Annotated in this window: 24 protein-coding genes and 1 other RNA gene; 17 read left to right on the top strand and 8 right to left on the bottom strand. The window is 67.3% G+C overall.

Annotation, left to right across the window (positions count from 1 at the left end):
• Window positions 1-61 precede the first annotated feature (61 nt).
• Window positions 62-1312, bottom strand: coding sequence for a pitrilysin family protein (locus tag VGO10_RS14500; protein WP_327469527.1), 1251 nt, complete (start codon window positions 1310-1312; stop codon window positions 62-64).
• A gap of 111 nt (window positions 1313-1423) precedes the next feature.
• On the opposite strand from VGO10_RS14500, the gene ftsE reads away from it, so the two are divergent.
• The 5 genes from ftsE to VGO10_RS14525 are packed head-to-tail and all read left to right on the top strand — an operon-like array spanning window position 1424 to window position 7103.
• Window positions 1424-2296: a cell division ATP-binding protein FtsE gene (ftsE, locus tag VGO10_RS14505; RefSeq protein WP_327469529.1), complete on the top strand. Its 873-nt coding sequence runs from the start codon at window positions 1424-1426 to the stop codon at window positions 2294-2296.
• A gap of 6 nt (window positions 2297-2302) precedes the next feature.
• Window positions 2303-3196, top strand: a complete 894-nt coding sequence (gene ftsX, locus VGO10_RS14510; RefSeq protein WP_327469531.1) for a permease-like cell division protein FtsX — start codon at window positions 2303-2305, stop codon at window positions 3194-3196.
• 26 nt (window positions 3197-3222) lie between these two features.
• Window positions 3223-4083 carry an alpha/beta hydrolase gene (locus VGO10_RS14515; RefSeq protein ID WP_327469533.1) on the top strand — a complete coding sequence of 287 codons (861 nt, stop codon included), beginning with the start codon at window positions 3223-3225 and terminating at the stop codon, window positions 4081-4083.
• Between the two features lie 12 nt (window positions 4084-4095).
• Window positions 4096-5280, top strand: a complete 1185-nt coding sequence (locus tag VGO10_RS14520; RefSeq protein ID WP_327469535.1) for a S41 family peptidase — start codon at window positions 4096-4098, stop codon at window positions 5278-5280.
• Window positions 5277-7103, top strand: a complete 1827-nt coding sequence (locus VGO10_RS14525) for a ribonuclease R family protein (RefSeq protein ID WP_327469537.1) — start codon at window positions 5277-5279, stop codon at window positions 7101-7103. Before VGO10_RS14520 ends, VGO10_RS14525 begins: the two co-directional genes overlap by 4 nt.
• Window positions 7104-7141: 38 nt before the next feature.
• Here the strand turns inward: VGO10_RS14525 and VGO10_RS14530 are convergent, their stop codons facing one another.
• Window positions 7142-7687 carry a helix-turn-helix domain-containing protein gene (locus tag VGO10_RS14530; protein WP_327469539.1) on the bottom strand — a complete coding sequence of 182 codons (546 nt, stop codon included), beginning with the start codon at window positions 7685-7687 and terminating at the stop codon, window positions 7142-7144.
• Window positions 7688-7802: 115 nt separating this feature from the next.
• Here VGO10_RS14530 and VGO10_RS14535 point away from each other — a divergent pair, with 115 nt between their 5' ends.
• Both VGO10_RS14535 and smpB read left to right on the top strand, forming a co-directional pair.
• Window positions 7803-8639 (top strand): alpha/beta hydrolase, encoded by an 837-nt coding sequence (locus tag VGO10_RS14535; protein ID WP_327469542.1) that lies wholly within the window; start codon window positions 7803-7805, stop codon window positions 8637-8639.
• Entirely contained in the window at window positions 8602-9081 is a 480-nt protein-coding gene (smpB, locus tag VGO10_RS14540) for an SsrA-binding protein SmpB (RefSeq protein ID WP_327469544.1), read from the top strand. Before VGO10_RS14535 ends, smpB begins: the two co-directional genes overlap by 38 nt.
• A 7-nt stretch (window positions 9082-9088) precedes the next feature.
• Here smpB and VGO10_RS14545 read toward each other — a convergent pair whose 3' ends face one another.
• On the bottom strand, window positions 9089-9961 hold the full coding sequence (locus VGO10_RS14545) for a site-2 protease family protein (protein WP_327469546.1): 873 nt from the start codon (window positions 9959-9961) through the stop codon (window positions 9089-9091).
• Window positions 9962-10043: 82 nt separating this feature from the next.
• A complete protein-coding gene (locus VGO10_RS14550; RefSeq protein ID WP_327469548.1) occupies window positions 10044-11846 on the bottom strand; it encodes a M3 family oligoendopeptidase in 1803 nt (600 codons plus the stop codon).
• Between the two features lie 221 nt (window positions 11847-12067).
• On the opposite strand from VGO10_RS14550, the gene VGO10_RS14555 reads away from it, so the two are divergent.
• Both VGO10_RS14555 and ssrA read left to right on the top strand, forming a co-directional pair.
• A complete protein-coding gene (locus tag VGO10_RS14555) occupies window positions 12068-12598 on the top strand; it encodes a GNAT family N-acetyltransferase (protein ID WP_327469550.1) in 531 nt (176 codons plus the stop codon).
• Between the two features lie 15 nt (window positions 12599-12613).
• Window positions 12614-12978, top strand: a transfer-messenger RNA (tmRNA) gene (gene ssrA / locus VGO10_RS14560).
• 394 nt (window positions 12979-13372) lie between these two features.
• Here ssrA and VGO10_RS14565 read toward each other — a convergent pair.
• From VGO10_RS14565 to VGO10_RS14575, 3 genes are all read right to left on the bottom strand, one after another.
• Window positions 13373-13732, bottom strand: coding sequence for a hypothetical protein (locus VGO10_RS14565; RefSeq protein WP_327469552.1), 360 nt, complete (start codon window positions 13730-13732; stop codon window positions 13373-13375).
• Between the two features lie 12 nt (window positions 13733-13744).
• A complete protein-coding gene (locus VGO10_RS14570) occupies window positions 13745-13951 on the bottom strand; it encodes a hypothetical protein (RefSeq protein ID WP_327469554.1) in 207 nt (68 codons plus the stop codon).
• 95 nt (window positions 13952-14046) lie between these two features.
• Complete coding sequence (locus VGO10_RS14575) at window positions 14047-14286, bottom strand: helix-turn-helix transcriptional regulator (protein ID WP_327469556.1); 240 nt, start codon at window positions 14284-14286, stop codon at window positions 14047-14049.
• Window positions 14287-14754: 468 nt separating this feature from the next.
• Between VGO10_RS14575 and VGO10_RS14580 the strand changes: the two genes are divergently transcribed.
• A complete protein-coding gene (locus VGO10_RS14580) occupies window positions 14755-15381 on the top strand; it encodes a hypothetical protein (protein ID WP_327469558.1) in 627 nt (208 codons plus the stop codon).
• Between the two features lie 514 nt (window positions 15382-15895).
• On the opposite strand, the gene VGO10_RS14585 is transcribed toward VGO10_RS14580, so the two are convergent.
• A complete protein-coding gene (locus VGO10_RS14585; RefSeq protein WP_327469560.1) occupies window positions 15896-16939 on the bottom strand; it encodes a hypothetical protein in 1044 nt (347 codons plus the stop codon).
• Between the two features lie 425 nt (window positions 16940-17364).
• Here VGO10_RS14585 and VGO10_RS14590 point away from each other — a divergent pair, with 425 nt between their 5' ends.
• The 7 genes from VGO10_RS14590 to VGO10_RS14620 all read left to right on the top strand — a co-directional run bounded on the left by VGO10_RS14590 (window position 17365) and on the right by VGO10_RS14620 (window position 24615).
• On the top strand, window positions 17365-17571 hold the full coding sequence (locus VGO10_RS14590; RefSeq protein ID WP_327469562.1) for a hypothetical protein: 207 nt from the start codon (window positions 17365-17367) through the stop codon (window positions 17569-17571).
• 247 nt (window positions 17572-17818) lie between these two features.
• Window positions 17819-17974 carry a hypothetical protein gene (locus VGO10_RS14595; protein ID WP_327469564.1) on the top strand — a complete coding sequence of 52 codons (156 nt, stop codon included), beginning with the start codon at window positions 17819-17821 and terminating at the stop codon, window positions 17972-17974.
• A 326-nt stretch (window positions 17975-18300) separates the two neighbouring features.
• Window positions 18301-20481 carry a type IV secretory system conjugative DNA transfer family protein gene (locus VGO10_RS14600; RefSeq protein WP_327469566.1) on the top strand — a complete coding sequence of 727 codons (2181 nt, stop codon included), beginning with the start codon at window positions 18301-18303 and terminating at the stop codon, window positions 20479-20481.
• A gap of 107 nt (window positions 20482-20588) precedes the next feature.
• Window positions 20589-21383 carry a replication-relaxation family protein gene (locus VGO10_RS14605; protein WP_327469568.1) on the top strand — a complete coding sequence of 265 codons (795 nt, stop codon included), beginning with the start codon at window positions 20589-20591 and terminating at the stop codon, window positions 21381-21383.
• A gap of 77 nt (window positions 21384-21460) precedes the next feature.
• Window positions 21461-22381, top strand: a complete 921-nt coding sequence (locus tag VGO10_RS14610; protein ID WP_327469775.1) for a site-specific DNA-methyltransferase — start codon at window positions 21461-21463, stop codon at window positions 22379-22381.
• A complete protein-coding gene (locus tag VGO10_RS14615; protein ID WP_327469570.1) occupies window positions 22371-22835 on the top strand; it encodes a hypothetical protein in 465 nt (154 codons plus the stop codon). Before VGO10_RS14610 ends, VGO10_RS14615 begins: the two co-directional genes overlap by 11 nt.
• A gap of 109 nt (window positions 22836-22944) precedes the next feature.
• Window positions 22945-24615: a recombinase family protein gene (locus VGO10_RS14620; protein ID WP_327469572.1), complete on the top strand. Its 1671-nt coding sequence runs from the start codon at window positions 22945-22947 to the stop codon at window positions 24613-24615.
• Window positions 24616-24739 lie beyond the last annotated feature (124 nt).

Below are 24739 nucleotides of genomic sequence, written 5' to 3' on the forward strand. Positions count from 1 at the left end.
ACTGAGTCAGGCTGGGTTTGACGGGAGGCGAAGAAGCTCTCGGCCGGAGCGTTGCCAAAGCCTAGAACTCGTCCTCGTCGTGCGGTCCGACGCACGCAACGGCCGCCGCTTCGGGATCGACCTTGCGGGCTACAGCTGCCACGTCGTCGAAAGTGACCGCGTCCAGCGCGTCGATCGCCCGGTCGGGGTCGATGTCCTCGCCGAAGACGATCGCCTGGGTGGCGGCGAAGCGCGCGACCGCGTTGGTGTTCTCGAAGGCCAGGACGCGGCGGCCCGCGGCATAGGCGCGCGCACGCTCGACCTCCTCCTCGGTCGGACCGTCGGCGTGCAGCTCGGCCACGATCGCGCGCATGCGCGCGTAGGCCTCGGCCGTCTTGGAGGACTCCAGGCCGGCGCCGAGCTGCAGGATCGCGGCGTCGGAGAGCGCGTGGTCGATCGAGTAGACCGAGTAGCAGAGGCCGCGCTGCTCGCGGATCTCGTCAAACAGGCGCGAGCCCATCGAGCCGCCGAGCAGCGTCGAGTAGATCGTCAGCGCGGCGCGCTGGGCCGGGTCGGTGGCATCGACCGCCGGTGCGTACATCAACCGCAGGTGCGACTGGTTGGAGTCGCGGCGCTCGACGAGCTTGTCGAGTTGGAGCACCGGCGTCGGCTCGTAGGCCGACGGGGCGCCCAGCGTCGGGAAGCGCTCGAACAAGGCGCCGACCTCACCATTCGCCGGCACGTGGTCGACGTTGCCGACGATGAACGCACCGCCACGCTCACCGGCCCAGCGGCGCTCGCGGAAGGCGACGATGCCCTCGCGGCTGAAGCTGCGCAGGTGCTCCTCGGGACCCAGGACCGTGCGCCCAAGCGGATGCTCACCGAACGCGGCCTTGTCGATGAGCTCCTCGGCGACGGCCGACGGCTGGTCCTTGTAACGCTGGATCTCCTGGATGACGACGCCGCGCTCGCGGTCGAGCTCCTCGGCGTCCAGCAGCGGGCGGCCGACGAAGTCGGTCAGCAGGTCGATGGCCTCCAGCGCCGCCTCGGCACGCACGGTGATGTGGAATGCGACGAGGTCGTGCGAGGTGTAGGCGTTGAGCGTGCCGCCCATGCGCTCGGCCGTCTCGTTGACCTTCTTGTAGTGGTCGTACTTCTCGCCGCCCTTGAAGACGAGGTGCTCGAGGAAGTGCGCCATGCCGTTCTCGTCGAGGCGCTCGGTGCGGGCACCGGCGTCGAAGGCGACGAGGATCGTGACCGCGCGCGTCCCTGGCAGGGCGACGCGGTGCAGCGGCAGGCCGTTGGCGAGGGTCTCGCTGGTGATGGTGGGCACCCCACGCAATCTAGTGGGCCGCGCGGGGACGTTCGCCGCGCGACCCACGGGCTTGCACGCGGCCGTGCACCGGCAGGGATCGGCGCCCACGGAGCTAACGTCAGTCAGACCATGGCGATCGTTGAACGCCACAAGGCGGAGCTGGAGCGCAAGGCGGGGCCGCAGGATCGGGCGCCGTCGGTCATCGAGTTCCGCGGCGTGACCAAGTCCTACGGGCCCACCAACGGCGGGCTCGAGACCGCGTCGTTCTCGATCCAGCGAGGCGAGTTCGTCTTCCTGGTCGGGTCCACGGGCTCGGGCAAGTCCACGTTGATGAGGCTCCTGATCAAGGAGGTCGAGCCGACCTCGGGCACGATTCGGGTCGCCGGCCGCGACCTCGCCGAGATCACGCGCAAGAAGGTCCCGTTCTACCGCCGCAACATCGGGATCGTCTTCCAGGACTTCAAGCTGTTGCCCGACCGCACGGTGTACGACAACGTCGCCTACGCGCTGCAGGTCACCGGCCAGGGGCGCAAGGAGATCCGCGCCAAGGTCCCCGACATCCTGCGCCTCACCGGCCTGGCGACCAAGTTGCACTCCTACCCCGATCAGCTGAGCGGTGGCGAGCAGCAGCGCGTCGCCGTGGCGCGCGCGTTCGTCAACCACCCGCCGCTGCTGCTGGCCGACGAGCCGACCGGCAACCTCGATCCCGAGACGTCGGTCGGGATCATGCAGCTGCTCTACCGCATCAACCGCACCGGGACGACCGTGCTCGTCGCCACGCACGACGCGACGATGGTCGACCGCATGCGCCGCCGCGTGCTGGAGCTTCACCAGGGGCGCCTCGTCCGCGATGAGGACAACGCCGGCTACGACGCGCCGACCGACATCAACACCGCCGAGTTCGGCGCGCTGCTGCGCGAGCCGTCGCCGGAGCCGCGGCGTGCGCGCACCGAGCGCGAGCGTGACAGCGGCGACTTCGACGATATCTTCCCGAGCGAGTAGTCCATTATGAAGCCCGCTTTCTTCATCAAGGAGGCGTTCCGCTCGATCTCGCGGAACGCCATTCCCTCCTTCGCCGCCATGGCCTCGGTGCTCGTCACGGTGCTCGTCCTCGGCGTCTTCATCCCGGTCGTCCAGGCGACCACGGGCGCTGCCAACGAGGTACGTGGTCGCGTGCTCGTCGACGTCTACCTCAAGAAGGACGCGACCAAGCAGGACGTCAGCCGCGTGCAGGCGCTGCTCGGCCGCACCGACCACGTCGGCAAGGTCCAGTACGTCTCCAAGGCCCAGGCTTATGCGCAGGAGAAGAAGCGCAACCCCGAGGCCTATGAGTTGCTCGGGACCAACCCGCTGCCCGACACCTTCCGCGTGACGCCCGACAAGCCCGACAACGTGGGCGCGCTGCGTGATGCGCTGACCACGACCACGGCCGCGGGTGGGAGGATGCCCATCGACGGCGCCATCGATCAGGTCAAGAACCGCAAGGACGAGACCACCAAGATCCTCACCGCCACGCGCGTGGTGAAGCTCGCCATGGGCGGCCTCGCGGTGCTGTTGATCATCGCCTCGATCCTGCTGATCTCCAACACCATCAGGTTGAGCCTCTTCTCGCGCCGGCGCGAGGTCGAGGTCATGAAGCTCGTGGGCGCGACTGACTCGTTCATCCGCTGGCCGTTCGTGATCGAGGGCATCGTCCTCGGGGCACTCGGCGGCATCGTCGCGGTGCTGCTGCTCGGCATCGGCAAGGTCGCCTTCCTGGACCCGCTGGCGTCGGACTTCGCGCTGATCGCCGCGCCGCAGACGATCGGCTTCGCGCTGCTGGCGATCGTCCTGCTGGTGGCCAGCGTCGGCGTGAGCGCGATCGGCTCGAGCCTCTCGCTGCGCAAGTTCCTGCGCGTCTGAGCCCCGCCGCCCCATAGGCTGCCGGGATGGAGCTCCAGGACAAGTACGTCACGGTCAACGGCGTGCGCCTGCATTACGTCGAGGCGGGCGAGGGGCCGCTGGTCGTGCTGCTGCACGGCTTTCCCGAGTTCTGGTGGACGTGGCGCCATCAGATCCCGGCACTGGTGGAGGCCGGCTTCCGGGTCGTCGCGCCCGACATGCGCGGCTACGCGCAGTCCGACAAGCCGCCGCGCTGGCAGGACTACCGCATGGAGCTCCTGGCCGCCGACATCGCCGGGCTGATCACCGAGCTCGGCGAGGAGCGCGCACACGTCGTCGGCCACGATTGGGGTGCGGCCGTCGCCTGGGGCACCGCGACGTTCCACCCCGAGCAGGTCGATCGCCTGGTGGCGCTCAACGTCCCGCATCCCGAGCGGATGCTGCACACGCTGCGCACCTCGTTCCGGCAGCTGCGACGCAGCTGGTACATGTTCTTCTTCCAGATCCCGTGGCTGCCCGAGCGGCTGCTGCGTCGAGGCGGGCGACGTGCGCTGGAGGGCCTCTACAAGGACGCCAAGCCGGGCGCCTATACCGCGGAGGACATCTCACGTTCCGAGGCCGCGCTGATGGGTCTCGGCGGGCTGAAGGGGCCGATCGACTACTACCGCGCCGCGCTGCGCCAGTCGCCGCGCCGCGCCCAGGCGCAGTTCACGCCGATCGCGGCGCCGACGCTCGTCATCTGGGGCGAGCAGGATCGTCACCTGCTGGCCGAGATGGCCGACCCCGACCCGCGTCTGGTACCCGACGTCCGCGTCGAGCGGCTGCCCAACGCCAGCCACTGGGTCCACCACGACGAGCCCGAGCGTGTGAACGCCTTGCTGGTCGAGCATCTGCAGCGACAGCCCTAGCCTGTCTGGCACATGATCCGCCGTGCCGTCGCCTCACTGGTCCTCTGCCTGATCCTGCTCTGCGCCGGGATCTACCTCGGCGGCCACCCGTCCGCACTGCCGGGCTTCCTGCGCGACCCGCTGGTCGGCGATCAGGACACCCGCGTCGTCAACGAGGCGATCGACACCGTCAACGACACGTACTACCGCAAGATCCCCAAGAAGGATCTCGCCAACAAGGCGATCGCGGGCATCGTCAGCTCGCTCGACGACCGGTTCTCCAACTACTTCGATCCCAAGTCCTACGCCAAGTTCCAGCTCCAGCAGAGCGGGGAGTTCGCGGGGATCGGCGTGCAGATCACGCATGCCGCCGGCGGCCTGCGGATCGTCGAGGTCTATGACGGCTCGCCGGCCAAGCGCGCCAAGCTCGCGCTCGGCGACGTCATCGTCGGGGTCAACGGCCAGTCCTTGCGGGACAAGAGCAGCGACGCGGCCGTCGCGCTGATCCAGGGCCACATCGGGACCGACGTCAAGCTGACGGTCAGCCGCGACGGCAAGCGCCGCGACGTCACGCTGCAGCGTGACACGATCTCGGTCCCGGCAGTCACGTCGTCGACGCGGACGATCAAGGGCAAGAAGTACGCCGTGGTCCGTCTCGATCAGTTCTCCTCCGGCGCGCACGGCGAGCTTGACGCCGCGCTGCGCAAGGCCTTGAAGGGCGGGGCCAAGGGCATCGTCTTCGACCTGCGCGACAACCCGGGCGGCCTGGTCACCGAGGCGCAACTGGTGGCCAGCGCCTTCCTGTCAGACGGCAAGATCGTCACGACCAAGGGGCGCTCGGTGCCGTCCAAGACGCTCAGCGCGGTCGGCGATCCGATCGCGCCGAAGACGCCGCTCGTGGTCCTGGTCGACCGCAACAGCGCCAGCGCGGCGGAGATCGTCGCGGGCGCGTTGCAGGACCGCAAGCGGGCGACGCTCGTCGGCACGCGCACGTTCGGCAAGGGCGTGTTCCAGGAGGTCTTGGAGCTCTCCAACGGCGGCGCGCTGGACATCACCGCGGGGCAGTACTTCCTGCCGTCGGGGCGCAACCTCGGTGGAGCGGGCGTGTCGACGGGCAGCGGGCTGACGCCGGATGTGGCGGCTGCCGACAACCCGAAGACGCCCAAGGTCGACGAGGGGCTCGACAAGGCCCTCGACGTGCTGGCCGCGAAGGCATGAGTCCGCGGGGCGGCCCGCGCCAGGGGCGGCGGCCACCGCGCGAGCACGGCAGCGCGGGCGCCGACGGGAGCGGTGAGCGCTTCACCGTCGGGGTCCTGGCCAAGCGCGGGCGCCTGGTCGTCGCCGAGCCGTTCTTCGACACGCGCGGACGCCAGAGCATCCCGGTCGATCCGGGGCGCAACGGGCGGCCGGGGGAGCTCGTGCTCGTCCGCAGCGGTGGCCGCGCCAAGGGGCACGCGAAGATCGCGCGGGTTCTTGGGAAGCCCGATGTGGCGCGCGATGTGATCGAGGCGCTGATGCACGACCGCGGGCTGCGGCGCGCGTTCCCGCCGGGCGTCGAGCGAGCGGCCAAGGAGGCGGTGGAGCGGGTGGAGGCAACCGACTCGGACCCACCCACCCGGCGCGACCTGCGCTCGCTGGCGACGTTCACGATCGATCCGTCCTCGGCGAAGGACTTCGACGATGCGATCAGCGCCGAGGAGATCGATCCCGCCCGCCCCGACCAGTGGCGGATCTGGGTGCACATCGCCGACGTAAGTGCTTTTGTCCGCCCGGGCTCGCCGGTCGATCGCGAGGCCTACCGGCGCGGGACGTCGGTCTACGTGCCGGGCGCGGTCGAGCCGATGCTGCCCGAGGTGTTGTCCAACGGCGCCTGCTCGTTGGTTCCGGGGCAGGAGCGGCTGGCCGTCACGGTCGAGCTGGATCTCGATGGAGCGGATGTGGTGCGTAGCGCCTTCTATCGCTCACGGATCCGGAGCGACGAGCGGTTGGACTACGACCGCGTCGACCGGATCTTCGCGGGCGAGGAGGAGGCGGCGGAGCCGTGGGCGGCGCCGCTGGCCGCTGCGCGCGCCGCGTCGGCTGCGCTGCGCGAGCGCCGCGACGCAACGGGCGCGCTGGCCGTCGAGTCCTCAGAGCCGGACTTCGCCTTCGATCGCGCCGGCCATGTGGCGTCCGCGGTGGGCTCGGTGCAGACCGAGTCCCATCAGCTGATCGAGCACCTGATGATCGCGGCCAACGAGGCGGTCGCGCGGCTGTTGAGTGAGCGTGACGTGCCGGCGCTCTACCGGATCCACGAGCGGCCGGAGCCGGCGGCGGCCGAGCGCTTGTTGGAGCAGTTGGAGACGCTCGGCGTGCCGACACCTCCGGCCCCGGAGAACATCGCGCCGGGAGATGCCGCAGGCATCATCGCGGCCGCGTCGCAACTGGTGGCCGCGGAGGTCCGCCGCCGCGACGGTCGCGGCCGGCTCGGCCTGACGTCGCTGGTGCTGCGCTCGCTCAAGCAGGCGCGCTACTCGCCCGAGAACAAGGGCCACGCCGGCCTGCACTCCTCCGCCTACACGCACTTCACCTCGCCGATCCGCCGCTATCCCGACCTCGTCTGTCACCGTGCGCTGCTGAGCGCCGTCGGCGGTAGGGAGGAGGCGCCGCGCGCGAACACGCTCGAGGAGGCCGCCGAATGGACGTCGGGTCGCGAGCGCGATGCGATGCAGATCGAGCGTGCGGCCGACGATGTCGCCCGCGCCTTCCTGCTGGAGCGCGAGCTCTTCGAGGGTCGGCTGCCTGCGGCGTTCGACGGCGAGGTGGTGGGGTTGGTCGGGGCCGGCGCGTTCGTGGTCTTCGGAGACGGCTACGAGGGCTTCCTGCCTGCGCGCAAGCTGCGCGGCGATTGGTGGGAGCTCAACGAGGTCGGCACGATCCTGATCGGCGAGGAGTCGGGCTCGACAATCCGCATCGGCGATGCCGTGCGCGTGGTCGTCCGCAAGATCGAGGCGCCGCGCGGGCGGGTCGAGCTCGACGTCGCGCCGCCGACGCCGGCCTAGCGGCGATCCGGGTCGATCAGAGCTGCCATGAACAGCTTCTAGCGACCCGGATCGAGGTAGTGGCGCAGCGCGCGCCGCGCGGCCGGCAGGCGCTTGCCGGCGTCGAGCTCGCGCACGGCGATCTCGGCGGTCATCGCGGCCAGCAGCTGCGCGGCGGCGGTCGCGTCGGGCCAGCCCATCGCTTTGAAGCTCGGGACCGCGACGGCCGCGAAGCGCTCGTGGCGGGTGGCCATCAGCGCGGAGAGGTCCGGGTCGGTGCGTGCCTCGAGCGCCAGCGCCTTGACGGCCCGATCACGCAGACAGACGTCGAGGTAGGCCTCGGCGCCGCGGACCAGCCGCTCGGGTCCGGCCGGAACGCCGTCGACCGCCGCGCCGACGGCGACGTCGACCTCGGCGTGGAAGCGCGCGTGTAGCGCGTCGACGAACGCGTCGCGATCGGCGAAGTGCACGTAGAACGTGCCCTTGGCCAGACCCGCCTCGGCGACGACGCGGTTGACGCTCAGCCCGGTCAGCCCGTGCTCCTCGGCCACGGCGATGCCGGCATCCAGAAGCACCTCTGCGGTGGGGTGGGTGAGCGATAACACCGCCTCGAGCCTACATGACCGATCGGTCAGGGGTCAGACCCCTTTCTGAGGGTGGTCGAGGGTTCCGACCGATCGGTCATTGACGATGACTGACCGGTCGGTCATAATGCTGACCATGCCCCTCCTCGACACCTCCTCCGGCCCCGTCGCCTATGACGAGCGCGGCGATGGCCCCGCGATCGTCCTGCTGCCCAGCGGCGCTCACGACCACCACGACTTCGACGAGCTGCGTGCGCTGCTGCCTGATGATGTGCGCACGATCGCGCTTGACTGGCCCGGCCACGGCGAGTCGCCGCTCGGCGACGGGCCGGCGACCGCCATGCGCTTCGCCGGCATCGCCGAGGAGCTCGTGGAGCGGCTCGCGCCCGAGGGCGCCGTCGTCGTCGGCAACTCGGTCGGCGGCTTCGCTGCCGGGCGCCTCGCCGCCCGCCGGCCCGAGCTGGTCAAGGGCCTGGTCTTCATCGACGGCGGCGGCTTCGGCGGCCGCCCGCCGCACGTGCGCGCCTTCTGCGCGCTGATGGCCCAACCGTGGTTCCTGCGCCGGATCTACCCCGCCTTCTCGGCCCGCTACATGCGGGCACGCACCGACGCCGACCGCCGCGCCCGCGACACCGGCGTCGCCACGACCCGCCAGGACCCGGGCCTGCGCGCCGTCACCGAGCTGTGGCGCAGCTTCGCCTCGCCCGAGCACGACCTGCGCGACGAGGCCAAGGCGATCACCGCCCCGACACTCGTCCTCTGGGGCCGCCACGACCCGGTGATCCCGCTGAAGCTCGGCCGCCGCGTCGCCGAGTTGATCCCCGACGCGCGCCTGGTGGTCTTCGACTCCGGCCACGTGCCGCACACCACCGACCCAACCGGCGTCGCGGCCGAGCTCGTGCCGTTCTGCGAGCACCACCTAGACTCGATGCCGCATGGCCAAGGGCAAAAAGCGCAAGGTGGCACCGGGTGACATCGCGAGCAATCGCACGGCGTCACACAAGTACGAGTTCCTCGACAAGTACGAGGCGGGTCTCGTGCTGCAAGGAACCGAGGTCAAGGCCCTGCGCGAGTCCGGCGCCCAGCTCAAGGACGGCTTCGCCTCGATCCGCGATGGCGAGATCTGGCTCTACAACGTGCACATCCCGCCCTACGCCCCGGCGTCGCGCGACAACCACGAGCCCGAGCGTCCGCGCAAGCTGCTGCTCAACCGCCGCGAGATCGACGCCATCTCCGGCCGCACGGTCGAGCGCGGCCTGACGCTCGTCCCGACGCGCCTGTACTTCAAGGACTCGCGCGCCAAGGTCGAGATCGCGCTGGCCAAGGGCAAGGACCGCTTCGACAAGCGCGAGTCGCTGAAGCGCAAGGACCAGGAGCGCGACGTTCAGCGCGCCCTGCGCGACGCCGGCCGCTGAGCGAGTCCTACAACGTGCGTTCCAGGTGCGTCGCCGACAGCGCGCCGGCCAGCACCACGATCAGCAGCAGGTAGGTCGCGCCGATCATGATCCGCTGGCGGCGCTCGATCGCGTAGTACTCGCGCACCGCCGGATCTGCCGAGCGGAACTGCTTGAAGCGGTTGTAGGTCTGGTAGATCGAGACGACGGCGATCAGGATGATGATCGGGTTCGGGATCGTCAACACCAGGACGACCATCCCGAAGACCCCGAGCAGCCAGACCCAGGGGCTCAGCGCCGCCGCCGCACGCCCGCCGTCCAGCGGGCTGATTGGCAGCAGGTTGAACAGGTTGAGGAAGAACCCCGTGTAGGCCAGCGCACGCCAGAAGTCCTCGCCGGTGAAGGCGTAGACGATCAGGCACGCCAGCGCGCCGACCGAGCCCAGGATCGGCCCCGCGAGGCCGGTGCGGGCCTCGGCCGCCGCGTCACCGCCGAGCGACTTGGCCCAGATCAGCGCGCCCATGAACGGGATGAACAGCGGCGCGCTGACGTCCTTGACCCCTTCACGTCGCAGTTGGATCACATGGCCGTACTCGTGCACGAGCAACAGCAGCACGAAGCCGACACCGAACTTCCAGCCCCAGATCGACGCGTAGGCGACGATCGAGACGGCCATCGAGCCCGCGGTGACCAGGAACTTCACCTTGGTCAGCGCGATCAGGACGAGCTTGATCTTGCCGAAGAACGCGGCGATCGCGACGCCGACGCCCCCGAGCCGGCTGAGCAGCCCGCGGCGCGGCGCCTGAGCCGGGCCCAGACCCTCCGGTGACGCGGGGGCGTTGGTGCTCAGCGGCGGATCGGAGGCAGGGGCGCTGGGTGGGATCCAGCGATCGTCGGTCACGCCTCTGAGTGTAGGTCGAGATCGGCGGCGTCGTTTTCGAGCTCGGTCCGTCTTGACGGTGGCGCCGATGTCGAGTCGAGCCTCACCCTCGTCCAGCCAGAACCTCTTCGGCCGCGGCCTCGGCCAGCTCGAGCTGGTTCTTGACGAGGTCCAGGCCGGCGCGCCAGAAGCCGGGGTCTGCGAGGTCGAGGCCGGCGATCGCCGCCAGCTCCTCCGGCGACTTCGACCCGCCCGCGCTGAGCAACTCGAGGTACTTGGGCACGAAGCTCTCGCCTTCTGCGAGGTACTTGCCGTAGACGCTCAGCGCCAGCAGCTGGCCGTAAGCGTAGGCGTACACGTAGCCCGGGCTCCCGATGAAGTGCGGGACGTAGGACCACCACGTCTTGTAGCCGTCGGTGACCTCGACGGCGTCGCCGAGCAACTCCTCCTGGGACTGCTTCCACAGCTCGCTGATGCGGTCGACGCTCAGCTCGCCCTCCGTGCGCCGCGCGGTGTGGACGAGGTCCTCGAACTGGTTCATCGCGACCTGCCGGAAGACGGTGGCGATCGAGCCCTCGATGTTCTCGGCCAGCAGCGCCAGCCGCGACTCCGGGGTCTCGGCGGCGTCGAGCAGCCGCGCGAAGACGAGCGTCTCGCCGAAGACCGAGGCGGTCTCGGCCAGCGTCAGCGGCGTGTGCTGCTCGAAGACGCCGCGCTCCTGGGCGAGGTAGGCGTGCAGGCCATGGCCGAGCTCGTGGGCGAGCGTGAGCACATCGCGTCGCTGCGCGGTGTAGTTGAGCATCACATAGGGGTGGACACTTGGGACGGTGTAGGCGCAGAACGCGCCGCCGCGCTTGGCGGGGCGGACCGGTGCGTCGATCCACTCCTCGTCGAAGAAGCGGCGGGCGCCGTCGGCGAGCACGTCGGAGAAGTCGCCGAAGGAGTCCAAGACGATGGACTTGGCCTCCTCCCAGCCATAGGACTTCTCCTCCTCGACGCCGACCGAGGCCATGCGGTCGTAGTCGGCGAGGCGGTCGACGCCGAGCAGGCGCGCCTTGAGGCGATACCAGCGGCGCGGGATCTCATAGGCCTCGCGGACGGCCTGCACCAGCGCGCCGACCGACTCGTCGCTGGCCTCGTTGGCGAGGTTGCGCGACGAGATCCACGACGGGTAGGCGCGCAGGCGATCGTCGGTGGCCTTGTCGCCCATCAGCGTGTTGAAGATGTAGCCGCGGATGCGCAGCGTCGGCTCCAGCGCGGCGCTCACGCGCTCGGCGACGTGGGCTCGTAGCGCGCGGTCCGGGGACATCAGGCGCGAAAGCGCGACGTCCAGCGCCACGGGCTCGTCCTCGCCGTCGAGCTCCACCTTGATCGCGCTCGTGACCTCGGAGAACAGCCGCGACCACGCATCGCTGCCGCTGACCGACTTCTCGGCCATGATCTTCTCCTCGGCCTCGGTGAGGAGGTGCGGGCGGTAGCGGCGGGCGGTGCGCAGGTGGTGGCGCGCCCGGTCCAGGCCGTCGGCGGCGAGCAGCTCTTCGGCGCGCTCGTCGCTCAGCTCGGCCCACTCGAGGTCGAAGAACAGCAGCTGGGTCTCGATTGCCGTGCCGCGCTCCTGGACGCGCTGCAGCAGCGCGCCGTTGGCGGGGTCGGCGGTGTCGACGGAGAAGCGCAGCATCGCGTAGGAGCCGGCGCGGCCGACGAGCTCGGAGAGGTCGCCCAGCTCCTGCACCGCGGCGGCGAGGCCGGGGCCGTCGAGCTGTGAGACCTTGCCGGCGTGGGCGGCGGCGAAGGCGCCGGCGCGGCGGTCGGCCTCGGCGAGCAGGCGGTCGGCGCCGGCTTCGCCCTCGCCGTCGACGAGCGGCTCGAGGTCCCAGGCGACGTTCTCGGGTGCGGTCGTGGTCATGCGCCCACGATATTGCGCCGACGTTGCGGACCTTGTGCGCCCGCGGTGTTGACTTCCGCCAGCGGGGAGGCGTACCTTCGCTGACAAGACGCGGGACCGGATCCGCGCAAGAGCGAGGCCGCGAGGTGCGAGGCCGCGCCACCCGCCGTTCACCGCCGCCTCTCGGGGCGCGAGAGCGAGCAGGTCCTCGGACACGGACCGGTCCTGCGTCTCCTTTTGCCGTGACGTCGCGCTTCACCGATCGCCTGGTTCTACGCCGTTGGCGGGTGGAGGATCGTGAGCCCTTCGCGGCGATCAACGCCGATCCCGAGGTGATGCGCTTCATCGGGACCGGCGCAGTCCTCGGTCGCGGGTTGAGCGACGACCTGATCGTGCGCTTCGAGCGCGAGTGGGAGACGCGCGGCTTCGGGCTCTGGGCGCTGAGCGCGCGCGACGACGTCGAGGAGCGGCTGCTCGGCTTCTGCGGCCTGACGGTGCCGATGTTCCTGCCGTCGGTGCTGCCGGCGGTCGAGGTCGGCTGGCGGCTGGCCCGCGGCGCGTGGGGGCGGGGCTACGCGACCGAAGCTGCGGGCGCCGCTCTAGCCTTCGGCTTCGAGGAGCACGCGATCGAGGAGATCCTGGCGATCGTCGACCCGGAGAACGAGCGCTCGCTGCGCGTCTGCGCGAAGCTCGAGATGACCGATCGCCCCGACCGCACCCACCCGGCGACGCGCAAGCGTGTCCGCGTCTTGGGTGTGCGGCTACACTCGTGAGCGACACATCCACACGGGGACGACAGGCTTCGACGTGGTCGGTTCCGTACGGATGGTCGCGAGCCGAGGTCCCGGAGGCCTCGTAAAACACCGGGAAAACCATATGTGCGGACTCTCACGAGTACGCCCTCGCTGCTTAGTCTCTGACTAGGTAGGTGAGGTTTCGGTCCTGGCCTGCCGGCCGCTAGGTGTCCGGAATCAACATGTCGGCTTACCCGGGGCGATCCGCCTCTGTCAATCCGGGGACATCTTCAGGAGGCTGGTCCCCCACAACCCCGTCGGCAAGGCGAGTGGGAGACGAGATCAGAGTGCCGACTACGCTCGTAGAAGCCGTTCGTACGCGATTGCGGACGTGGGTTCAATTCCCACCGTCTCCACCAATTTCAAGAAGGACGAAACCCGGTCTCCAAAGTGGAGGCCGGGTTTCTTTGTGCCCGGGTTCAGACCCTCTTGGCGGCCCTGTCGGGAGCAGAAATGGATCGGATCGGCCGCCTCGTGAGCAGGATTCAGGCATCGCCCGCAAGTCCGCCTGAGCGGGTCTCGCGCCAGTCCGAGCGGCCCCCGATTGACGCAGCAGCGGTGCTGGCCTTCCTACACGATTATGGAAGGCTGGCGTCGCGGGCTGAGATCGCGGAAGCGCTTGCCATTGACGTCGGGGCACGTCGGTGGTCTCGGCTTCTGTCCAAGCTTGCAAGGACAGGAGCTATCGAGGCGCAGGGTTACGGGACGGGTCGCCGGTACGGGTGCAAATGAGTTGACCCGCGCGTTGCTAACTCAGGCGCGTGGCGTGGCTCGTGCTCCGGTGCGGCATACGGCGGCGAGTCGTTGTAGCGAGTCGAAGTCGATGCCTCTGAGTGCATCGGCGAGTGCTGAGGCCGCAGACGTTGCGAGGCGTTGGATTGTGTGGGCGAGTTCGTCGTCGCGTTCGACGGGGAGGTCGAAGGTCTGGCCGTGGTGGGTTCGTTGCCAGCCGATGTGGTCAAGCAGGCGGACGTCTTGGGTGTGGCGTTGGTGTAGGCGTTGGGCGGCGTCTTCGTCGCCGCGGGAGAGGACGAGTGCGAGGTCGCCGATGCTCATGAGGTCGCTGACGAGCAGGTCCCAGAGTGCGTCGCGTTCTTCTCGGGTGATGTGCATGGGTCGACGGGCCTATTGAAGATGGGCGTCGTCGTGTCGGTCGAGCAGTTCTTCGATGGCTTCGATGGCGGCCGAGAGCCTGCGCCAGCACCGTGGGCAGTAGTGCCCCAGGGGTCTGGCTTGGTCAGGGTCATCGGGGCCGGCTACCTCGAGGGTTGCCACCGGCTGATCGAGCGACATCTCGTCGTGGCAGCCGTCGCACCAGCGGTGGGTGTTCATGGGCCGGGCGGGGGTCGAAAAGACATGGCCCGGCAAGGTGCCGCCGCTGGCCGGTGTTGGTCAAAGTGCCCGGACCCGAGCCCGGCGGGGAGTGTCTACTGCTCGGGGCGGTCTTCGGCCTCGGCGATCAAGGCCGAGACGCGCATCTCGAAGACGGCGGCGAGGTCGCCGAGCTTCCCGATGCTGGGATTGCCGCGACCACGCTCGATGTCTGAGACGTAGGTGACGTTCATGCCGGCGGCGTCGGCGAGGGCTTCGAGCGTCATGTCTTTGGCCTGGCGCCTAGCCCGTACCGCAGCACCGAGCGAGCGCGGGGATGGGGTCTGGGCGGCCACTGTTCGGCACGCTGGCGATTTGACTCGAATCCGTCCATCGGATATATCCGATGCTTTGGATCGGCGAGTGGTCTCAATGCCTCGTCGCCTGAGCCCTATCGGAGCGAGCGAGGAACTCGAATGCGTATGAAGGAGTGGCGCCCTGTGGGCGCTACGCAGCGACAGCTGTGGCGAACGATCGTGGCCGCGGCTCTTGTGGTGGCGGCGCTCGGTCTCGTGGCCTGTGGGTCGACAGACTCAAAGGCGCAGGCCGAGAAGGGACCGTGCATCACCGAAGCGCGGCCAGGGGAGGGGCCGGCGTGCGGTGCGCTCGCTAAGGAGATTTGCAGTCACGGCCCCATCGACCCGCGGTGTGTGGCAGCTGGCTTGCAGAAGAACCCCACGGCCAGCGAGGACTCGACGCCCGATCCGAGTCAGGACTCAGCCTCGCCGAGCTCCAGCGGGGTTAGCTTCGCAAGTCCCGACTTCGTGATCACGGTCAAGGGCCAAGGTGGAGACCGCGCGCAGGTTCTTGGCCACTTCGACAGGGCCACTACCCTCGGCGGCTCAGACGCAGATCAGGAAGCGCTGGCGAGTTGCTCGGGTGCAGCTGGCGGCCGTGCGATGGTTGCTCGGCTGGACCTGCGAACTACCGTCACCTCCAGCCTGGCCGCGCACGTCGAGTTGTCGGACTTCAATCGGGATGCTGGCTATCCGGCCTACGCCACAGAGTTCCTGATGAACTACTCCGAGGGGCCCGAGTGCGGCGACGGCGGTCTCAGTCAGGTGGTCGACCTTGGCGAGGTCGAGCCGAACACCCCGCACGACTTCACGATGTGGGTGATCTTCGAGGATGCGATCTCGCCCAACGATCCGTCGCCGAGCGCCGCCACCCTCGGCCAGCACAGCGTGCTGCGTATTCCGACGCTGTTGCTCGGTGGGGACTCCTTCACCTACGGCGCTGATCCCGACATCCGGGTTGGTGGCCCGCGGGTGATCGCCTGCGTAGGAAAAACGATCGTGGCGGCCGGGACGGTGCCGGAGCAACTCGCGTCCAGCGGTACGGGAGACTCGCTGCCCTGTCGGTCGACGGTCACGCCGAAGTTCAGCGGTTAACGTAGCTGTGACAGGGCGACGTTGATGATTGCGTTGGTGCAGGTCACCGACGAGCTTGTTGCTCGTCGGTGACCTGCTGGGCCTGGGGTGCCCGGCGAGATCGTGGCGAACCCAAGAAGTCACTATCTATGATCGGCGGATTCCCGTCCGATGAGTCTCGCGCGACCGCTACCGATTGCCTCGGCGAAATCCTCGGGCTCGGGCATGAGCATCGTCTGGGCGGTCAAATCTGTGGGCGAGGACTCGCCCACAGGAAGGTAGGCGCACAGCACAGCGTGCCCGTGTATGTCACCGACGCGCCACGAGCGTGCGACCAGAATGACTGGCTCGCTACCCGGACCGCGATTGCTTGGTCCGTCCCAAATCCAGTACGTCGTGTCGACGACCTTGTTGACGGCGGGCATTGGGTCCTTTCGTTGTTGTCCTTGGCCCGGATGCCGAGATCACTCAGCATCCGGGCGAGAGCAACAACGCCAGCTAGCAACATAAGTTATACCACAACTGACCACCTAAGTCAACGGTTCTTTCGCTGCTTGTCTGCGAGATACTCCCATTCCAGCTCGCAGGTATATCCGTACGGCACAGGGGTCATGGGCCACGCGTACCCCAGCCAATTGCAGGGGTTGCCGTCTGCATCCTTGGAAAGTCGCTGGACCTCGACCATGTCCCTAGCAGCAGCTCCGGCGCCTGCGTCGTTGGGCCGGACCCATCCAGTTGCCCACGTGAACAGTGTCCCGGGTGGTGTGGTCACGATGAGGTTGACTATTAACTCCGTCCCTCTGCCGCGCCACCACAGCCGTCGCACCTCCTCACGGACGAGGGGCGTGTAGTTGCGGTCGGTCGACAAAACGAGTCGGACCTTCATTCCAGCGGTATAGGAACGGGTCAGACCTAGGACACACTGAACGCCGTGTGCCGGTGACGATTGGTTTGTCAAGAACGACCCGACCACATCGGCTCCCTCACGCTCGGCCTGAGGGCCAAAGGGTTCCTCTGCACCTCGCGGTGAATTATCGCGAATAGTGACAGTACAGTCAGCAAGCCCTGCAAACTCCTCTGGGAGGGGTAGGGCGAGAACACGATCAGTGTCTCGCACGCAATCCGCGTAAATGGTGATCTCTGGGACGACGCCTCGATGATCCATCTTGAGACGCAGCTCTACCCAGCGAAGCGCAAAGCCGCTAAGTACGCCCATCTCGTCGGACGGCGTTGTGCTGCTGGCGGCAAGTAGCGCGAACAGCAATCCGGAGACATGCTCGATCTCGGCCAGCCGAACTATCGTGCCACCGCCCTTAGGCCACCAGAGCTTACGTCGCCTCGTCAGGCTCAGCCTGGGCCGGTCTAGCGCAAAAGTGAGTCGAAGAGCCTTCCGCGCCGATTCAGGACGCGCATCCACGAGTGAGAGCAACTCGTCGGCAAGCGACTCCGACTCGCGGCCACTTAGCACGAATACTGGAAGCTCTGAAAACTCCTGCAACGCCTCAGCGATCCCATCGCGAATGATTGGGGCGGGCTTGAGCGCTATTTCATGTAGGCGCGCGAGCGTGCGCTCGAACACGCCCAACGCGTCTGTCGAGAGAGGTAGATCGGGCGCTGGCATAGCAAGTGGGTTCCTCGCGAGGAACCTTGAGGTCCGCGACTGAGGCACGGAAATCTTCGCACTCCTGGCAGCCGGGTTGTCCGGTCTAGCCCAACACAGGAGGCACTCATGCACGACCCACCCCTCACTCCGCGAGAAATCGCAGCTGTTCTTGAGGCCCAAGTAACCCGCTTCGTTCGGCTCGGTCTGAGCGACTCGGCAGCAATCGCGGCAGTAGCCACCGACAACGGACTTGCTCCCGCTCGGGTTGCGGCTCTGGTCGAGGACCACCGGGGAGGCCCGGCTACATGAGCAATCTGCCTATCCGCGCGGGAGGGCAACTCCCGTCGCGGCGCGTTCAGAAGCAGGTCGGTCGCCAACTCGAACGGCAGGAAATGCGAGCGATGGTCGACCGCCGTGCCGATGCGCTTCAGATTCAGCGTGTCGCGGATGCGGCAAGTCAGGGGCAGGCGGCGGTCGGCTTTCTCAGCGCCACGGAGTTCGGCCTCGTTTGTGGCAGCGCCAACCCGTTGCTCGAAGCTCGCGTGCGCCTTATCACCGACACCGCGACCTTCGCCATCGCCGACGTCGTGCGACAGGCCGGGCAGTAGGTATGGGTATTCGACGTCGGCTGTATGAGCGCTGGTACTGGCGGCATCAGCTACGGCGGCTCACGTTCCAACACGAGTACCAGCGCCAAGCCGCCCGTGACCAGATCAATGGCATCGCCTTGTCGGCCGCCCATGAGATGGGACGCATCGTTGCTGAGCAGCGATACGCAGACGGCCGGCGTCCTGGCCCTGGTCGCTTCGCAGCCCGAGATACCGACTACATCGATGGGGAGGCGTGGGAGGAGCGATGAACACCACCAGCATCGTGTGGTTGCTCGTCGCCCTCCTCGTTTTCGGGCCGACGCTCGTCTGCCTTCTTTCGCGTCTGGTGCCGCTGGTGCTCGTAGCGGCGGTCGTGATCGGCGCGCTGCGGGTGATTTGGGCGTGGACGGATCGCTGGTAGCTGGCCGCTGTACGAAGTCCCAGCGAAGCCGCTTATTCCTGGCCGCATTTTCGCTCGGGCGAACAAAGACCGAACACCCTCGCGCAGCTGACAATAAGTACATCAACAAGCGCAGGCGGCGCAGTGGACTAGAGACGATTAACGAGAAAGGAGGTGTTTGAACATATGGCACGACGAATCAGGGTGAAGGGAGTGCCCAGGAAGGAACTGGACGCTTCGACCGTCTCGTTCATTTTCTGGACGATGGCGAAGCGCCAGGTGGAGGAGAAGCGCCGACGCGAGCAGCAGGAACGGGACGAGCGGCAGGGGCGAAAGGCGGCGTCCTCATGAGCGCCGAGCTTGTCCCGGCGGCACTCGCCGTCTGCGGTGGGGCGGGTCTGGTGGCGGCTGTGGCTGCCTACGAAACCCGGCGAGCGGCCGAGATGCGCGCCGGTCGCGTACGTCTCGGTGTTCGCTTCCCTCTCGGTACGGAGTCCAGTGGGGCGATGGCGGCGCTGCGCGGTCTGTCCGGTCTGGGTTGGCGACAGGAGATGGTCTTCGAGGTGCGGGGACGGGAGCGCCGCATCTCGCACGCTCTGCTCATATCCGATGATCTGCGTGAGGTGGTTGCGGGTGGCCTGGCCGCAGCCCTTCCGGGCATCCGGCTTGAGACGGACGATGCCCCGAGTGGGTTGTCTCGGTACGCGATCAAGCTGTTCGTACCGACGCCGCTGGTCTTGCATGAGGGGGAGATCGAGCACGGCTCACGTTCCGTGCTCGCCGGATTCACCCAGCTACGTAGCGGTGAGGAGATGGTGCTTCGTTGGGCCGTCATGCCGTCGCGACCGCGAACCTGGAGTCCGGCCGACGGAAACGATAGCCAGGAGGACAAAGCTGCCGTACGGCTCTGGCAGCGCAAGGTGTCCAGCACGGGCTTCCAAGTCTCTGGACTTCTGCTCGTCCATGCGGCGAGCCGGACTCGTGCCCGACAACTGGCTCATGGCGTTGTGAGTGCTGTTCACGCCCGAGAGAACCGAGTCGGCGTCGTAAAGGCGACCAGTGATGCGCGCGGCCGCAGTCTCAGCGGCCTGCCGCGGGTAACGCGATCGAGCGGTTGGCTCAGTCTCGGCGAGTTGCTTCCGATCCTGGGGTGGCCGCTCGGTGATGAGCTAGTACCTGGCCTTGAACTCGGTGGCGTACGTGAACGTCCGGTTCCGGCCGGCGTTCCCCGAACTGGCCGCGTCATCTTCATCGGACGCGACAACCGAGGCGAGCGACCCGTTGCGCTCAGTCCCGAAGCCGCACGCCACCACATGGCGGTGGTCGGTCCCACCGGATCGGGCAAGAGCTCGCTGATCGGGCGCAGCATCCTCAGCGACATTCGCGCGGGACATGGCGGTGTCGTGATCGATCCCAAGCACGACCTCATCGAGGACCTGCTGCGACGCGTTGACCCGCGTGACGCCGATCGGATCGTGGTTATCGACCCGGCTGACGCGCGTCCGAGCCCGGCGCTCGATGTGCTGGGTGTCGGGGACCCGGACTTGCGGTCCGATGTCTTGCTCGGCGCACTGTCGGCGCTGTTCAAGAGTTCGACGGGAATCCGCACCGAGGTATATGGCCGTTTGGCGTTACGCACCCTGGCTGAGGTCCCGAATGCAACGCTCGCCGATGTGGGGCGATTGTTTGGGGACGCCTCATTCCGACGGCAGGCAATTGCCCGCGTCAGCGATCCCTACGTGCGGTCGCAGTGGGCGGCCTTTGATGCGTTAAGCACGGCTGCTCAAATCGAGCATGTCCAGTCCCCCATGTCGAAGGTCACCGCGCTCGTCTCACGGCCGGCCATTCGGGCGGTGCTGGCGTCGCCGCAAGCGACCGTCGACGTGGGGCAGCTTCTGGCCGCTCGCAAGTGGCTATTGGTTTCACTGGCCCCGGGGCGCATCGGCGAACCGGCGGCGCGCCTGCTGGGTGCCATCCTGATGTACGAGGTTTGGAGCGCCATCGAGGCTCGCTCTGCGATCCCGGCCAACGAGCGTCATCCGTTGTTCATCTACTTGGACGAGTTGACGACGGTGGCGGCTCTTCCCGTGGGCCTGGAAGCTTTGCTCGAACGCTCCCGAGGACTCGGTGCAGGCGTCACCGTCGGCGTCCAGAGCCTGGCCCGGATTCCTGAAGGGACCCGGGCGGCGCTCCTAGGGAACGCAGCCACGCTCCTCACCTTCCGGGCAGGAGCGGATGAAGCCAAGCGGCTGGCGCGTGAGATGCCGGGCTTGAGCGAGCGAGATGTCCAGGCGCTTGGACCGTTCGAGGTCGGCGCACGGATTGGCGTCGGCGCTGGCAGTCACGTGGCGGTGGTCACCGGACGCTCGCTGCCTTGGCCGCAGGAGACCGGTATGGCCGAGAGCATTCGAGATCGTTCGGCAGATGCCTATGGCGCTCCCGCGCCTGTCACCGAAGATGAGGGCCCAGCTGGCGATATCGCTAGTGACGAGGCGTCCTCGATCGGGCGACGACGGAGGATGTCGTGAGTCCGCTGGCTCGTCCGCTCGCGTCGAGTGGAGCGCCACGAAATGCCCGGTCTGAGGCCGGTTCTGCGCCGGTAAGGATGGCGAAAGACTCGGCCGTTCCCTCGCCCATGTCTCGTATCTCCCGGCAGCGTCTTGACCGCATCGACCGCGACCTGCTCGATCTCGACCGTGACGTCCTGCTGTTCGTCCAGAGCCTCAGGCTGGTTAGCGGTAATCAGCTCCGGCGCCGGTTCTGGCCTGAAGACGAGAGTGCGGCCCGGGCTGCTCGTCGGGCCCTATCCCGATTGGTTGCCTGGCGAGTGCTGGATCGGACGGATGGTCGTCGGGGTGGGGTGCGGGCCGGTAGCGAAGGTTTTGTCTACGTGGTCGGTGCGGCCGGACATCGACTGCTGTCGCGGATCGGGTTCGATGGCAAGCGGGCCGGCGTTCCCGGTGAGCGCTACGTCGCCCATGCTCTGGCGATCTCCGAGGCGGTGGTATTACTCCACGAAGCCCAGGCGACTGGGGCGCTTGACCTCATCGAGGTGCAGACCGAGCCGACCTGCTGGCGACCGTTCCTCGGCCTCATGGGTGCGCCGGTCGTGCTCAAGCCCGACCTGTTCCTGCGGCTCGGCGCCGGGCGGGTCGATGAGGACCGCTGGTTCGTTGAGATCGACAGGGCGACGGAAGCGGTTGGCACGATCGCGGCCAAGTTGAAGCGCTATCGCCAGCACTACCGTTCGGGCGAGGAACAGCGGCGTGAGGGCGTGTATCCGCGCGTGATCTGGGCGGTGCCGGATGTGCGTCGTGCTGGGGTGCTCAGTAGTGCCATCGACCGTCTCGACGGTGAGACGAAACGGATTCATGTGGTGACGACACACGAGGCGCTGGTGCCACTGCTCACCTCGGAGGCGCACGCGTGACGCCGCGTAACGTCGTCCTCGAAGGCGACGCCGCGTCCGTCCTAGCAACACTGGCGCCCGAGTCGGTGGACTGCGTGGTGACCTCTCCGCCGTACTTTCGGCTCAGAAGCTATGACGCCGGTCCCAAGGAGCTCGGCCAGGAAGCACACGTCGAGGGATGGGTCGAAGGACTACGGCGCGTGGCGGCTGAGGCTCACCGGGTGCTCGTGCCAACCGGGAGCTTCTGGCTCAACGTGTCGGACTCTTACTCCAAGCATCCGAAGTACGGGGCCGCCGCCAAGTCGCTGCTGCTCGGTCCCGAGCGGCTTGTGCTCGCGCTCCAGGCCGACGGCTGGATCATCAGGAACCGCACGATCTGGGCCAAGACAACGCCGTTACCCAGCCCGATCGCCGACCGCCTGACCAACGGCTACGAGTTCGTCTACCACCTCGTCAAGCAGGGGCGCTACTTCTATGACTTGGACCCGATCCGGCTACCGCTCAAAAGCAGCCTGCGCCCCAAGCAGGCCGGTGCCGTAGTCGTGACCCCAATCGCCGTGCTCGGCGATCTAGCGGGACCACGCATCGGGCTTGCCAAGATGAGCGCCGAGGGCCGAACCGGCCACCCGCTCGGAAGAAACCCGACCGATGTCTGGTCGCTGCCACCCGGCCGCAACACCGGCGGCCACTTTGCGACGTTCCCCGAATCGCTCGTCCGTCGCCCGATCCTCGCCACCTGCCCAGAGCATGTGTGCATCAAGTGCGGCCAGCCGTGGCGTCGGTCGACCGAGCCGGTAAAGCAAGTTGATGGACAGGCGCAGCCGAGGCCGCTGGTGCCATGTGGGTGCGAGGCCGCGACCCGGCCCGGCTTGGTGCTCGATCCGTTCGTCGGCAGCGGAAGCACTTTAAGAGCCGCACGCGCTCTGAGACGCGACGGGCTCGGCATCGAGCTGGCTCCGCGATACGCCCAGGTCGCGCGAGCACGAGCCGGATATGAGCTGGAACAGGATGCTGCGTGAGCGCCGGGATGGCTGTGCGGCCGGTGGAAGGGCTTCGGTCTTTCTGCTGGCCGATCAGCCATCTCACAGCAAGGAGGAATCCATGACGAAGGCCGAGACGGTCTATACGCGCGTTGAGGAGATGATCGCCGCCGGCACCTCAAAGGCCGACGCGTTCAAGAAGCTGGCCGAGGAGTACGGCCAGCCCACCAACTCGATTCGCGGCCTGTTCTACACGTGGTCGAAGAACCAAAATCCCGATCGACCGTCACGGACGCGGCGACGGGAGACCACGCCGGAGGACGCGCGGTCTGACGCACGGCGTGTGTTCGAGCGAGCCATCGAGCAGGTCGACGCCGAGGTCGAAGCGGCAAAACACCGAAGCGACGAGGCCAAGGCCGAATACGACGCGCTCAAGGCCAGCGCTACCGAGCGCAAGGCAGGCATTCAGCAGGGTCTTGACACCCTCACCTGATGGCCTAGCAGCAGACCGACTCAGCAACTCGCTGGGTCGGTCTGCTCGACAAATATCAAGTTGATTAACAATGACTTTAACGAGAGAATGGTTAACCGAAAGGAGGAATATGAACGAAGAACAACAACTAAAAGAGCGAGACGGGACATCAGGTCTTGCAGGCTCAGCGGCGATCTATGTCCGCGTCTCCAGCACCGGCCAGCTCGGTCGTGACGGTGATGACGACGGCTACTCGATCCCGGCTCAGGTGAAGGCCTGCCAGCGAATCGCAGAAGATCGAGGTCTGCGCGTCGCAAAGGTCTATGTGGAGCGTGCCGAATCCGCGCGTAGCGACAACCGGCCAGTGCTCCAGCAGATGATGGTCGAGCTATCGGTGCTTAGGGTGGAGGCGCTCATCGTCCATAAGGTCGACCGGCTGGCCCGCAATCGTCTCGATGACGCGCAGCTGTATCAGCGGCTTGTGGCGATGAACACCGCGCTGATCTCTGCGACGGAGAACATCGACGCTACGCCAGCGGGTCAGCTCATGCACGGGATGCTGGCGACGTTCGCCGAGTACTACTCCAACAACCTGGCGAACGAGGTCAAGAAGGGTCTGACTCAGAAGCACGCTAACGGCGGCACGCCGTATGCACCGCCCGTTGGCTACGTGCCGGTCCGGACGATGATCGGCCATCAGGACATTCGCACCGTCGAACTTGACGAGGAGCGTGCGCCGTTGGTGACGATGGCTTTCGAGCTATATGCCACCGGAGAGTGGACCTTGATTGCGTTGACCGCGCACATGGCGGCACTTGGGCTCACGACGAGGCCGAGTCTTAAGCGACCAGCAAAGGCGCTCGGCGTGTCGTCCATACATCGCTTGCTGACGAACGAGTACTACACGGGCATCGTCCCCTATCTCGGGAAGCGTGTTGTTGGTCGCCACGATGCTCTCGTCACCGCCGAGACGTTCCAGCAAGTCCAAGTCAATGTGGCTGCCCACCGCAAGGGCGAGCGAGCTAGCAAGCACGAGCACTATCTGCGTGGCACGGTCGTATGCGAGCTGTGCAAGGGGCGTTTGCTGTTCGGTCGCCATCGCGGGCGCAACGGTCAGCACTACGAGTACTTCTCGTGCGTCAATCGGGCCAGCCGGCGGCGCACGAACGTGATGTGCCCCGCAGCCCACTCCCGGGTGGACGTCGTTGAGGAGCGGATCGAGGACCTGTGGGCGACCGTGCGACTGCGACCGGAGACAATCGAGACGATTCGTCGTGACCTCGCGCAGTACTCCAAAGAGCGGGCCGAGGTTGCCGACAAGGAGATTGCTCGCCATAAGCGTCGCATCCGCGACGTCGAAACCAAGCAGCAGAAGTTGCTTGAGCTCTACTACAAGGACCTGATCTCAGACACGGTCTTCGAGCACGAGCAGGCCGAACTCCGCGAACAGCACGCGGCTGTGGCTGCCATCGTGGAGCACTCCGAAGGTGCGGCCGAGGAGTTCGAGGGGCAACTGCAAGCGGCGATCGCCCTTTTGTCCGACCCGCACTACTTCTACCGCTATGCGACGCCCGTCCAGCGGCGTGCGTTGAATCGCTGGGTCTGGCAGCGGATCGAGGTCGGCGCGGACGACGAGGTCATCGAGGCTGAGCCAACTAGCCTGCTTGCAGCGTTTGCTGCCTGGCAGCCGGACATCGGGACGGCTCAGGACGCCGGTTCTTCTTCTGGTTCGGCTTTTCGCTCCTATTCCTCGGTCGGCCACCTATTGCATGAAGGTCGAACCCCGGCTCCTCCCGGTTGAGGAGTCGGGGTTCGCTTCGTTCACGCCTGACGTCGCAGCCCCCTTGCGATTTCCTGTGAAGGCAATACTCTATTCACTAGCGAATACTCGCTCGCGGATTTTCCGCTAGCAAATATCGGACTTG

Source organism: Baekduia sp. (assembly GCF_035996765.1).
Classification (GTDB): domain Bacteria; phylum Actinomycetota; class Thermoleophilia; order Solirubrobacterales; family Solirubrobacteraceae; genus Baekduia.